We start from the raw sequence: 12,933 nt of genomic DNA, 5'->3' as shown, positions 1-12,933 counted from the left end.
GATCGTGATCAAGGTGAGCGTGGCACGTCGCGTCGTATCAGTCTCGATCCAGCTGTCTGAGAACCGCAGGCGACTCACCAAACCAGCGTATAAACGCTCGCCGGAAAGAGCGTGCATCGCTAAATCCTAGCCGCTCGGCCGTAGCCGAAACCGTGAGACCTTCGTCATGGAGGAGTTCGTGTGCAACCTTGGCGCACACGCGATCCCGGAGTTCGCGGAATGAAGTGTTGGCATCGGTCAAACGTCTGGCCAGCGTGCGAACGCTGAGGTCGAGTGCCTCGGCCGCTTGACCTATGGTTATCGTGGCATCGCCTGTCCGGCTCAACAGGTTTTCAACTGCGGCTGCCGTACCCAGGACCGGATCGCGATCTCGCGCTTGTTGTTCAAGAACCTCCTTGAGCTGCGCGGCCATGATGGGAGAATGTCCCGGCAAGGGGACGCTAAACCAGTGAAGGTTGATCAAGATACGGTTCCGCTTGCAGGCAAAGTGAACGGGGCAATCCAGTACTTCCTGATAGCGCGCGGCATGTGACGGAGCCTTATAAGCGACGTCTACCGCGTGAAAAGAGAAAGTCGGACCCAGCAGAATGCGCAACAGCGCGAGAGCGCTCGAAACCATCTCTTCGACAAGAAACGGTTGAACGCTGGCATCCTTGATCGGTGTGATGATCGACACGATTCCAAAGACATCGTCGACCTCGTAATCGAGACCCACGAGCGGACCAGGTTGCAGGTAGTGGCGCATGGCCAGTGTCAGCGCGTGATGCAAATCAGGCTCTGCCATCATCGCGAAGCCGACCATGCCGAAGTGACTCAGATTCTGCCGGCGGCCCACTTCAAGCCCGAGGTCCGGACGTCCAGTGAGTCGCAAAGAGCGCCGAATCAGACTCCACGCCTGACGCTGGGATATCTGCATGCCGTGCAGAAGTTCATCCGGTGTAAACCCAAGTTCCAAACATGCTCGCTGCGGACTGACGCCAAGCTCCGGCAGAAATTGCATTAACGCGGCCATCGAATATGCCGTGATCTCCGGAATGAACTGACGTTCGTCGATCTTCTTGCGCGACATCCGATCCTCAATTGGCAGAATTTGTCCCCATCGTAAAGCAGAAGGGAAAACGTAATTCAACACGTGAGCGCCGTAAAACAGCGTATTTCCCTGCTCATCCCGCTGCGCGTGCACTTTTCCTTGCGTGTAAACACCAGGCTCATTCGACTTTTGGCGTCCTAACGCGTCCTTATGCACCGCGAGTATAAATTCAACGTCGTCGAGAAAGAAAGGGAAGCTCAATGGAATTGAAATCTGCGCGCGAAGCGGTCGTCGCCGCTGGCCAGCGACTGGCCGCCAGGGGAATCATCATCGGTACGTCCGGCAATCTCTCTGTGCGCGAAGGCGATCACGTTGTGGTGACGCCCTCTGGTGTAGCACTCGACGCCGTACAGCCGGACGACCTCGCAGTCATCGATATGGATGGACAGTGGCTCACCGGCCGGCATAAGCCGACTTCGGAAGTGCAACTTCATCTTGCGGTCTATCAGCACAACGCCAAGGCACGTGCGATCGCCCATACCCATGCGGTGGGATCCACCGCAGTGTCATGCACCTGCACTTCGCTGCCGCCCATTCACTACACCAGCCTGTATCTCGGCGGTGAAGTACGCGTGGCGAAATACGCGACCTATGGCTCAAAGGAGCTGGCTGAGAACGTGGTCGAAGCACTAGCCGACGGCAAGAGCGCAGCGCTGATGGCGAATCACGGAACGATCGCCTATGGCAGCACGATGGATCAGGCGTGCGAGCGACTCGAACTGCTGGAATGGCTATGCGATGTCTATCGCGCAAGCGTGCCGCTTGGCCGCATCCGCGCACTGACCGCCAGCGAACTGGCCGACGTCATGCAGATGTATCAGAACAATCGCTACGCGTCGGGTCCGCAACAGGCGTCCTGAATGACAGAGCATGCGCCGTCCGGGATCAACCCGGTCATCCGGCAAAGTCTTGAATACTTTTATCTCCAGGAAAGCAGCAATGAATCCTGCATTGCGTAACACCGATTTCCCCGCGGGCGTGAACCGCGTCAAACATCCGTCCGGGATTAGCTACTGGCCTGAAATCGATGCCGTCGATCAGGCCGGCCGACGCCTCGCCACTGGTCCGATGCCGAAACTCACCGCGCAGCACAGCGCGCAGGTTGAGGAATGGTTTGCGGCGCATTGCAACAGCTCAAGGGAGTTGGCTCAAGAAGCGAAGAAGTACATTCCAGGCGGCGTGCAGCACAACCTCGCGTTCAACAAGCCGTTTCCGCTCGACATCGTGCGTGCCCAAGGTGCTCACTTGTGGGATGCCGACGGGAACCGTTACATCGACTTCATCCAGGCGGGCGGCCCCACGCTCCTCGGCAGCAACTTCGAGCCGGTGCGCGAGAAGGTCGCGGAACTGCTGCATGAATGCGGCCCGGTGACCGGCCTGTTCCACGCGTACGAACTCAAGCTGGCCCGTCTCATCCACGATTTCATGCCGAACATCGAACTGTTCCGGATGCTCGGCAGCGGTACCGAAAGCGTGATGGCGGCGATCCGGGCAGCGCGCACGTTTACCGGTCACGCACAGATCGTCAAGGTTGGTGGCGGCTATCACGGCTGGAGCGATCAGGTCGTCTACGGTATGCGTCTGCCGGGCACCGGTCTGCTCGATGCCGCAGGTATTCCTGAAGGCGCGCTGAGCAACACCACCGAAGTCTGGCCCAACGACATCGACGCGTTGCGCCACGTCTTGCTGGCCAACAAGGAACGCGGCGGAACCGCGGCCGTTATCGTCGAGCCGTTTGGCCCCGAGAGCGGTGTGCGGCCGGTACGCCTCGATTACAACGAACAGGTAAGCGGCTTGTGCAAAGAGTACGGCGCGCTGCTGATTTTCGACGAGGTGGTCACGGGTTTTCGTGCTGGGCTCGGCGGAGCGCAAGCCTTCTTTGGCCTTAAGCCTGACCTGACGATCTTCGGCAAATGTGTTGCTGGTGGTTATCCCGCTGCTGGCGGTGTGGGTGGTCGTGCGGATGTGATGAGCGTGTTTGCTGCAGGTATTGGCGGCACCGGTCGTCGTGCGATGGTCGGCGGCACGCTGTCTGCCAATCCGTTGAGCTGTGCGGCGGGCTACTGGAGTCTGCTGGAAATCGAACGGACCAATGCTCCGGCAGCGGCCGGTCGCGCAGGCGATCGTCTGAGCGCAGGTCTGCAAACGCTGATCGACAAATACAGGTTGCCGTTTGTGACCTACAACCTCGGCGCAATCGTTCATCTGCACACGACCGGCATATTGCAACTCGATCTGCGCGAAAAAGGTGCGAAGGAACAGATCGCACATCGTAAGGAAGGGTTAGAGGACTTTGGCGCAGCGTTCACTGCCGCCGGGATCATCACACTAGCCGGTAGCCGGCTGTACACGTCACTCGCGGATACCGACGAAGTCGTCGACGACGCGCTCAACCGCTTCGAGCAGGTGTTCCGGGGAGTCGAAGGTGCCGCTGCATAACGAACGCTACGTGCTCGCGATCGATCTGGGAACGAGCGGCGCGAAGGTCGCGCTGGTTACCACCACCGGGCGTGTCGTTGCACACGAGAAAGAGCATGTCGATCTGATACTCGGCGAAGGCGGGCTCGCCGAGCAGGATCCCGATAGTTGGTGGCAGGCTATCTGTCTTGCGAGTCGACGGTTGCTGCAAAGGCATCCAGTTCCGGCGGAGGCGATCGTCTCCGCCTGCGCGGGATCGCAGTGGAGCTGCACGGTGGCGGTCGACGCTAACGGCGTGGCGTTGCGTCATGCGCATAGCTGGCTCGACAGTCGTGGTCGCAAGCAGGCACGTCGTGTTGTCGGTGGATGGATTCGTGTGCCGGGTACACCGTACAGCGCACGCAAGCTGATGACGTGGCTGCGTCGTACGGGCGGGGCGCCTTCGATCGATGGCAAAGATCCGGTTGGCCAGATCCACTGGATACGTACCGAGGAACCCCAGGTGTACGCGGCAACGCGCTGGTTTCTCGACGCGCCTGAATATCTGACGCTACGCCTGAGCGGTCGCGCGGTCGCGACACCCGATTCGATCGTTCCGAGGTGGTGCACCGACAACCGGGATCTGTCGAACGTTCAATACGATACGAAACTGCTGGCGCTAACCGGAATCGAGCGCGAGAAGTTGCCGGACCTGGTGCCGTCGGCGTCGGTCGTCGGACCGATGACGCCCACCGCAAGAAGCGAACTCGGGCTAGGTGGCGAGCATGAGATCGCGGTCGTCGCTGGGGTCGGCGATACGATTGCCGCGGCCATCGGTGCCGGCGCGGTTAACGACTATCAACCTTATCTCTACATCGGAACGTCGGCCTGGTATTCCTACCATTTGCCCCACAAGCGCGCTGACGTGATGCGGAGCGTCTTCACCTTGCCTTCGGTCGTGCCAGAGCGCTATTGGGCCGTTGGGATTCAGGAGACAGCGGGCAAGGCGGTCGAGTGGTTGCTCGACAACGTGATTTTTGCCAGCGACGAATTTGCCAGTGAAGCGCGGTCCGAAGACGCACTGGCGCGACTCAACGCCGTTGGTATGGCGGCGCCCGCGGGGAGCAATGGCGTCATCTTCACGCCCTGGCTCAATGGCGAGCGCACGCCGGTCGACGACAACGACGTGCGCGGCGGCTGGCACAACCTCTCGCTGAAAACCACCCGGGCTGACCTTGTTCGCAGCGTGATCGAAGGCGTGATGTTCAACGCTCGCTGGATGATCGAATCGGTTGATCGACTGGCGAAAAAGGACCGTCCGCCCGTGTCGCTGCCTATTCGCTTTATCGGCGGGGGAGCGTCGTCGGACCTGTTTTGCCAGGTAGCGGCCAACATCCTCGGAAGATCCATCGCTCAGGTGCGCGATCCCGTCTCCGCCAATCTGCGGGGCGCCGGCCTTCTCGGGGCAATTGGCACGGGTCATCTGAAATGGTCGCAGGTCAGCGATGCCGCGGAGATCGCACGAACATTTTCTCCCGAGCTTTCGTTACGGAAACTTTACGACCGCAGATTCGAGGCATTTGTCCGGATCTACAAAGGGAATAAAGCGGTGTATCGAGATCTCGCTGCGCCGGTCGGCAAACACGAGACCAAAACCAATGAGTTAGCCGGACAGGGCCAGTTGCTGGGCTCTTCAGATTAGACACAGGCGCGGGTACTAACCGTCGCCATCTGTAGGCAAGGTATGGGGAGAATCGTATGAGTGAGCCAGCAGGTTTTGTGAGCGACAGCCTCGATCGCGGACAGGAAGGTCTGCGAGGGAATCTGACTGCGCGCAGCATCACGCTGTTGATCGTTGCAGCAGCGTCGCCGCTGGGTGTGGTGATCGGCCAGTCGACGGTTGGTTTTATGTTGGGAAATGGTCCGGGACTCGCGGGCGCATTTCTACTGTCTGGATTGCTGATTCTCTGTTTCGCGATTGGTTACAGCGCATTGATCCGCGACATCCCGGGCGCGGGCGCCTTTTATTACTACCTCTCAGTGGTCTTCGGGCGGAGAGTCGGCACGGGCGCGGCGCTCGTCGCACTGACCTCATATCTGGTCCTGTCGGCTGCGTTGGCCGTTGGGGGAGGCTACTTTGTCGATCTGGTGTTGCAGACCATGAACATCCATGTCGGATGGAAATGGTTCGCGCTGGGCTTTATCGTTGCAGTCGCGATTCTGGGTCGCTCCAACATCGACATAGCAGCAAAATTCCTCGTGCCGCTGGTGCTTGCGGAGTTCGGCATCATTCTTCTGCTGACCATCGCGATCATCTATCACAAGGGGCTGGCGGCATTCCCTTATGAAGCGGTAGCGCCGTCTTTCGTGTTCACGAAGGGATTCGGCTTCTCGATGATGACGGGGCTCTCTGCGTTTATCGGCATCGAAACCGCGGCGTTGTATGTACTCGAGGCACGCAATCCCGGCCGGGCAATTCCAAGAGCGACGCTTGGCGCCGTATTACTGATCAGCGTCTCGTATGTGGCTTGCGTATGGGCAATTGTTGGTGACCTCGGTGTGCACTCCATTCAGGCACTTGCGACGAAAGAGCAGGGCGATCTGATTTTAGGTGTGCTCGGAAGGAACACCGGGGAAGTGCTGGCCAGTGTTGCAGCGATCATGGTGTGCACCAGCACGTTTGCCTGCTATCTGGCTACGCATAACGCGGCCGCTCGTTATGTTTTTACGCTTGCGCAAAACGGCACCGTGCCGCGCACGTTCGCTGCTGCCAGTTCAAAACATGGTTCCCCCGCTCGCGCCAGTCTTCTCGTGACCGTGTGCGTCGCGCTCGTGGTCGGTATCCCGGCATTGCTTAACGTCGACCCCTATACGGTGCTGTTTCCCAGCGCGATGGCGCTAGGAACGATCGGGATCATCGCGCTGCAAGCGGCCGTAGCTATCGCGACTGTGATTCATTTCCGGCGCAAACGCGATCGACGATTGTGGGTGAGCCTCATCTACCCCGCGATCGGTGCCATCGGTCTTCTGACCGCAACGTGGCTGGTTGCAGAGAACTACAAGGTACTCACCGGTAGCACGTCGCCTCTCCTGAACGGTGCGCCGTTTCTGCTACTGGGTCTCTTTACTTACGGCGTCCTTGCCGCGAGGCCGGAATAACATGACTCATATTCTTATCACTGGATGCAGCAGCGGCTTTGGCTATCTCGCCGCATTGGGCCTGGCGCGGCGCGGCAACCGCGTTTTCGCCACGATGCGTGATCCTGAGCGTGGTGCACAGCTAGCCGACGTGGCGTCACGCGAAGGATTGGCACTCACCGTTCACCCGCTCGATGTGACGGACAAGGCATCGGTGGATCGAGCCGTTGCCGGAATCATCGAACTGGGTGGGAAGATCGATGTGCTGGTCAATAACGCGGGCTATGCCCTTCGTGGCCCGATCGAATGTATCTCGGACGAAGAAGCACACCGTCAGTTCGATACCAATGTAATCGGTGTCCTAAGGCTCATCCGTGCGGTGATTCCACACATGCGGGCGCGGGCCGCGGGGACGGTCATCAACATGTCCTCGCTGTCTGGGCTGGTGGGAATTCCGTATGAGGGGCTATACAGCGCGAGCAAGCACGCAGTCGAAGCGTTGACCGATGCGTTGCGATTCGAACTCGCCGGCACCGGAGTGCGCGTTCTGCTGATCGAGCCGGGCGCCTTTGAAACGGGCTTCGTCGGAAATACATCAGAGGCAGCGAATTTTCGGCCGGAGCACCCGCTGTGGGAGGAATACCAGGCGTTCTGGGTCGCGGCCGCGGGGATGACCGGAGGTGCACGTTCGGACCCCGCCGCAGTGGTCGAAGCGATCCATCGGGCAATCACCGACTCTGCTGCGCCTTATCGACAGCTCGTCGGCGCCGATGCACAGCATGCGGTTGAGTTGAAACGAAGTGCTGGCCTGGAAGATACAGGCCCGGTGATTCGTGAAACGCTGCAGTTGCCCTGATTCGCTGATTAGCAACGTACTGGCATATCAACTAATACAACAAAAGGGACCATCAAGAAATGAAAAAGCAAACCTTGCTGTGCACGGCTTTGTCACTGTGGTGCAGTGCCACCTGGGCACAAACCAGTCTCACGCTATACGGTGTGCTCGACGCCGGACTCCGTTATCAGACCCATGGTGTGAGTTACGGTGCGGATGGCGCACCCGTCTCGACCGGAAAGCAGTTTGGGATGACGACTGGCGGTGGCCTCACGGAGAGCTACTGGGGCTTGAAGGGGCAGGAAGATCTGGGTGGAGGTGCGCAGGCGTCATTCGTCCTGGAGAGTCATTTCGACCCCAGCAGCGGCGGCATTACCCCACAGGGGTCAGTGAATTTCTTTCAGGTCTCGTATGTGGCTCTGATGTCGCCCACGCTAGGGCAACTCTCGCTGGGCCGGCAATATAACGTGGCCTTCGAAGGCACGACGCTCGCATACGGTTCTAATCTGTGGGCCGGCGATCAGGATCCCTATACCAATCTCTTCAAGCCCGAGCAGACGATGCTTGCCGGCGCGCGTACCAGCAGCATGATCCAGTACGGCGCACAACTGGGCGACGTGATCCTGCTCGGGCAATACGCGCCTGGAGGCCAGGCGGGTGGTGGCGGATCAGGTAGTCAGATCGGCGCCTCGATCGCGTATGCGCCGCCCAAAGGTCCGGTAAAGGTCGCCGCATCGTTCCTGCGTACACGGGACGACGTGACGAACGCCAAGTTCGATATCTATACCGGCGGCGGCTCGCTCAACATCGGCAATTTCTCGGTCAACGCGGGCTACTTTGAGAACGCACGGGACAACGCCTTCACGAATTTCGGTAACGGCCCGTTCAGCTCGGTCGACCTGGCCGGTCTCGGGATTATTTCGCCGGCGCAGGTCGTCGACCCCAACATCCCGGGGGGCTTTGACAAACGGAAGATGATTCTTGCGGGCCTCACCTACCGCTTTACGCCGGCAGTCACCGTTGCAGTCAACGGCTGGTGGACCAAGCAGACTGGCTACACGCCCGAGTTCAATGGCTGGGCGCACCAGTACCAGATCGTGGCCGGCTACAGCCTGTCGAAGCGCAGCATGCTGTACGCCGAAGCGGACTACTCGATGTACCGCGGCGGTCTGATCGGTGCGCAGCTCGTCGGTGTAAACGGTCAGTCGCCATCGACCAGTTCGACGCAGCTAGGTGTGATGGCTGGTTTGCGCCACTACTTCTGACCGCTGTACGACATCCCGTTGAATGACCGTCGACCAACCCGCCCGGGAAGCGCAATGACAACGCCTGGATTTTCATGGCGCTTTCCGGCAGTACCCATTGCGGCGGGCACCGCGGCATCGCATACCCTGTAGCCCCCGATACGGAGCAGCAATGTTAGCGTCGAAATATCTGAAGCAACTTGGCATGGCGGCCCTGCTCGGCGTAGCCGCCATGAACGGCCACGCGGCCGATGTGCCCACGCCTGACCCTTCCATTCCGTATTACTCATGGTACGAAGTCACGCTGCCGGAGAGCAGCGGTGCCTCCTGCGGCAACGGCACGCCGATGCGTTTCTACATCAACCGCGCGCAGTCGGACAGCATGGCGTACTTCATGGAGTCGGGCGGTGGTTGCTGGGACGAGGGCACGTGTACGCAGACCCCCACCGGCGCAGAGGCCGGTCTAGGCGAATCGAACCCGGACGGTATTCCCCACAATTACCTGAATGGCACAGCGAGCCAAAGCCTGAGGTCTTCGCTCATTGCACCGGTGATATCGCGCATGGATCTCGAACATGTTCTGCTCGGCGAACCCAAGGTAGAGACGCAGGACTGGACGCAGATATATGTTCCGTACTGCACAGGTGATAACTACGGCGGCAATGCCGTACGCAACTACACATCGCCGTCCGGTGACTGGCGCCTCCAGCACTTCAGCGGTATGAAAAACACCGAGGCCATCACGCAATGGCTGGCCGATCATGGACTCGCGAAACCGAACCGCCTTCTCGTCTATGGAGTTAGCGCGGGCGGTTACGCAACGCTCCTTGAATATGCGACGATCCGGGCCGCACTGCAACCGCAGGCCCACAGCTCGATGCTTGACGATGCCGGCACTGTGATGATTTCGCCGTTCAATGCGGATCCGACTACCCATCCGTCGGTAGGCCTCTACAGTAAGGTTCGTCAGGAGTGGAACCTGTCAGGGCCAAACGGCATCATTGCGAAGAACAGCAAGCTGCTGAAGAATCTCGATCCCAACAATATGGGTAGTTCGTACGCGGCACTATCGGCAACCTTCCCGCATGACCGGTTCGGCTACACCACCTACCAGCAGGACAAGATCATAGCGGCGTATCACTATCGCCCGTTCGTACCGGCGGTTATCGCCGCGCCGGACGACACGACCAAGGACACGCTGTCGCTGGCTTTGTATGGTCCGGAACTCGACCGTCTCAAGCAGGCGTTAAATCCGTTGCCGAATTTCGGCTATTTCATGCCTTGGGCCCGTAACGACTTCATCGACAACCACTCGACCACGCTCGTCAGCTTTCAGGGATCGGGCATTCACGAGAATGGCATCAACGCGGATGTCGGCGATTTCATCAACAACCTGCTGAATCAGCAGGATCCGTCCGAGACACCCTTGATGAAAGTATTCAGAACCGAGCAATGGTCGGACTTCACCGCCTCGACGTTTCTGTCCTGGCTCGACAGTGTTATCAATATCACTGGAGAGGCTGGTCCGATCTCGACGCATAAAGACTGATCGATGCCGCATCAATCAAAGTACTGGCGGGGCATCGTGGCCATACTCGTGAAGCGCAGCGGCAATTGTCGGCGGTCGGTTTCGATAATTTCGACGTAGATGACCGCAGTGAGGAATACGTGAGAATTGCTGTCCGGATGGGACCCACTGAACGGCCGTCTATGCACTTGTCCGTGTGTCGGGCTGTTCCTATCCTTCAGTGTCGGGCGTGGTTTGTGCGGTGATGGCGATCGTCGATACGATAGCGCGATCCGTCGTTATGCGAAATGACATTGCTGCGCAGACTCGCCCGATGTATGACGACGCATCGCACTCAAGCGCAGGTCCGAATAGCGGATAGTGTCCAACCTCTAAATCTCGGCGTGTCTCGCGGAATATTTCCGTCTATTATTGCCACTGATTGCAACAATTTGCAACATAAAGAAGCAAAATAAAGCAGGGAGACGTGATGCAAAAATCGAGGCTTTCATGGAGTCTATTGGCAGTGCTACTGACTGGTGGCGCCATTGCGGCAGCGTGGTGGTATGGAGCGCCATCGAGTGCCGCGGCTACGCAGCCCGCCAGCACTGCTGCGTCCGCGCAGCAGACAGCACCGTCCGGGCAGGCACAGGCTTCATCGACAGCAGGTCCCGCTGAACGCCGGCTCGACATCGCAGCATTGCGCAAGAGTCTGGCCGGCCGGCCCGACGCTGAAGCGGAAGTGCAACGCATCCTGGCGTTTGCGCGCTTCCAGGATCAGGTCGCCGACTACGGCAAGAATCGCAAGAACATGTCCGACCAGGACAAGCGCATCCTCGCGCAACAGATCCTTGGTGAACTGCCCGAGCATGTCGCACGCAACGAGATCGTTCCGGTGCAGGCCGAAGCGATGAGCGCGGCGCTGCTGATCGATGCTGAGCCCGATCCGGCCACACGTGACGCAGCGATCCAGAACATGCAGCAGCAGTGGAACAGCTACGCGCAACAGACGGTCGGCCCGTCGCCCGCGCAGGATCCGCGTTTTCAGACGTATTCGCAGCAGGCCAAACAGATCGTCGACCAGGTGCAGTCAACGGTACGCGATCCCGACCAGCAGCAAACGATCATCAGCCAGCGTTTGCAGACGCTGCGCACGCAGATCTACGACGGCGGCGCTCCGTCCGGTACGAACTAAATCTCGCTTCGTAGTAGTCATAGCGTCCCGTTAGAGGACGTTAGAACAATCGTATCTATAAACAGGGAAGAGACATGATTTCAATACGCCTCATCGCGCGGCTCTGCGTGGCATTTCTGTTGAGCCTGACCGTGTTCAACGCTCACGCGGCGGCAGCCGCACCGGCTACGCCTGATCCATCGATTCCGTATTACTCGTGGTACGAAGTGACGCTGCCGGAGAGCACCGGCGCCAGTTGTGGCAACGGTACGCCGATGCGCTTCTATATCAATCGCGCGCAGTCGGACAACATGCTGGTTGGCTTCGAACCCGGTGGCGCCTGCTGGGACTACGGTACCTGCTCGGGCGACGCGACCGGGGTAGAGAAAACATTGGGCGCGGCCAATCCCGATGGCATTCCGCACAACTACATGGACGGCACGCTGACAGAGTCGCTTACGTCGACCTTCCTGTCGCCGATCATGACCCGTATCAACTTCCTGACGTGGCTGGTGGGGGAGCCCAAGGTGGAGACCCAGGACTGGACCCAGGTCTACCTGCCGTATTGCAGCGGCGACATCAGCACCGGTAACGCGGTCCAGAACTACACCGGGCCGAACGGCAACTGGCGTATCCAGCACTTCGCCGGCATGAAGAACACGCAAGCCGTGATGCAATGGCTTGTGTCGCATGGTTTATCAAAGCCGCAACGTCTACTTGTATGGGGTGTTAGCGCGGGAGGCTATAGCGCACTAACCAACTACTCTACGGCTCGGGATGCGCTTCAGCCGCAGTCCTTCAGTTCGTTGCTCGATGACGCGGGTACGGTATTTGTCACGCCGTTCAATGCCGATCCTGCGACACATCCTTCGGTCCGAATCTACAACTACATCAAGCAGCAATGGAACTGGGCGGGTACGAGCGGCTTTCTGACAAAGCTGCGTACTACGCTAGGCACCGCCTTTGACACTAACAACGTGGGCAGCATCTACAAGGGGCTAAGCGCGAAATATCCGCATGACCGTTTAGGTTTCGCGACCTTCCAGCAGGACAAGGTCATCTCGGCGTTCCATTACTTCCTGTTCGATCCAACGGTCGAGGCGTTGCCAGACGTCGCATCGAAATCTACCGCGTCGTTGGCTTTGTTCGATCAGGAGCTTCCGGGTATCAAGACCGAATTGAATGGGCTGACGAATTTTGGTTACTACATCCCGTGGGCTCGCGGTGACTTCGTAGATAACCATATGGTTACCGCGATCACATTCGCCGGTACCGGGATCAACGAGGACGGCATCAATGCCCATGTCGGCGACTTCGTCAACAACCTGCTTAACCAGAAAGATCCGCTGGATACGCCGGTGATGAAAGCGTTCAGAACCGACCAGTCATCCGATTTTTCATGGACGTCGATCGCAGCGGTGTTTCTGAATCTGTTTGGTGTCAATCCGATATGAAGTCGGCGTGTAGACGGTAAGCCGTCTACACGCTTCGAACCGATATGACTTGCGGTCCCCTACTGGCCGGCTCGCTCGCCGGCTGCGGGCGACC

General features: G+C 59.0%; 10 protein-coding genes. 9 read left to right on the top strand and 1 reads right to left on the bottom strand.

Going from position 1 to position 12,933, the window contains the following annotated elements; translation table 11 throughout:
• Positions 1 to 37 precede the first annotated feature (37 nt).
• Positions 38 to 1,291 (bottom strand): AraC family transcriptional regulator, encoded by a 1,254-nt coding sequence (locus BWP39_RS12450; protein WP_096720547.1) that lies wholly within the window; start codon positions 1,289 to 1,291, stop codon positions 38 to 40.
• On the opposite strand from BWP39_RS12450, the gene BWP39_RS12445 reads away from it, so the two are divergent.
• The 9 genes from BWP39_RS12445 to BWP39_RS12405 all read left to right on the top strand — a co-directional run bounded on the left by BWP39_RS12445 (position 1,291) and on the right by BWP39_RS12405 (position 12,839).
• A complete protein-coding gene (locus BWP39_RS12445; RefSeq protein WP_096720545.1) occupies positions 1,291 to 1,950 on the top strand; it encodes a class II aldolase/adducin family protein in 660 nt (219 codons plus the stop codon). The genes BWP39_RS12450 and BWP39_RS12445 overlap by 1 nt on opposite strands.
• Positions 1,951 to 2,029: 79 nt before the next feature.
• Positions 2,030 to 3,529 (top strand): aspartate aminotransferase family protein, encoded by a 1,500-nt coding sequence (locus BWP39_RS12440; protein WP_096720543.1) that lies wholly within the window; start codon positions 2,030 to 2,032, stop codon positions 3,527 to 3,529.
• Positions 3,530 to 3,539: 10 nt separating this feature from the next.
• Positions 3,540 to 5,189 (top strand): xylulokinase, encoded by a 1,650-nt coding sequence (locus tag BWP39_RS12435; RefSeq protein ID WP_133116866.1) that lies wholly within the window; start codon positions 3,540 to 3,542, stop codon positions 5,187 to 5,189.
• Positions 5,190 to 5,245: 56 nt separating this feature from the next.
• Positions 5,246 to 6,646, top strand: coding sequence for an APC family permease (locus BWP39_RS12430; RefSeq protein WP_096720539.1), 1,401 nt, complete (start codon positions 5,246 to 5,248; stop codon positions 6,644 to 6,646).
• The gene (locus BWP39_RS12425; protein ID WP_133116865.1) at positions 6,627 to 7,481 is read left to right on the top strand and encodes an SDR family oxidoreductase; all 855 of its coding nucleotides are present in this window, start codon (positions 6,627 to 6,629) and stop codon (positions 7,479 to 7,481) included. Before BWP39_RS12430 ends, BWP39_RS12425 begins: the two co-directional genes overlap by 20 nt.
• A gap of 59 nt (positions 7,482 to 7,540) precedes the next feature.
• Positions 7,541 to 8,725, top strand: a complete 1,185-nt coding sequence (locus BWP39_RS12420; RefSeq protein ID WP_096720535.1) for a porin — start codon at positions 7,541 to 7,543, stop codon at positions 8,723 to 8,725.
• A 151-nt stretch (positions 8,726 to 8,876) separates the two neighbouring features.
• Positions 8,877 to 10,253: a pectin acetylesterase-family hydrolase gene (locus tag BWP39_RS12415; RefSeq protein WP_096720533.1), complete on the top strand. Its 1,377-nt coding sequence runs from the start codon at positions 8,877 to 8,879 to the stop codon at positions 10,251 to 10,253.
• Positions 10,254 to 10,701: 448 nt separating this feature from the next.
• The gene (plcR, locus tag BWP39_RS12410; protein ID WP_096720531.1) at positions 10,702 to 11,406 is read left to right on the top strand and encodes a phospholipase C accessory protein PlcR; all 705 of its coding nucleotides are present in this window, start codon (positions 10,702 to 10,704) and stop codon (positions 11,404 to 11,406) included.
• A gap of 74 nt (positions 11,407 to 11,480) precedes the next feature.
• Positions 11,481 to 12,839 (top strand): pectin acetylesterase-family hydrolase, encoded by a 1,359-nt coding sequence (locus tag BWP39_RS12405; protein ID WP_096720529.1) that lies wholly within the window; start codon positions 11,481 to 11,483, stop codon positions 12,837 to 12,839.
• The last annotated feature ends 94 nt before the right edge of the window (positions 12,840 to 12,933 follow it).

Origin of the sequence: Paraburkholderia acidicola, assembly GCF_002362315.1 — a bacterium.
GTDB lineage: Bacteria > Pseudomonadota > Gammaproteobacteria > Burkholderiales > Burkholderiaceae > Paraburkholderia > Paraburkholderia acidicola.
This window is presented reverse-complemented; position numbering and strand designations above follow the sequence as displayed.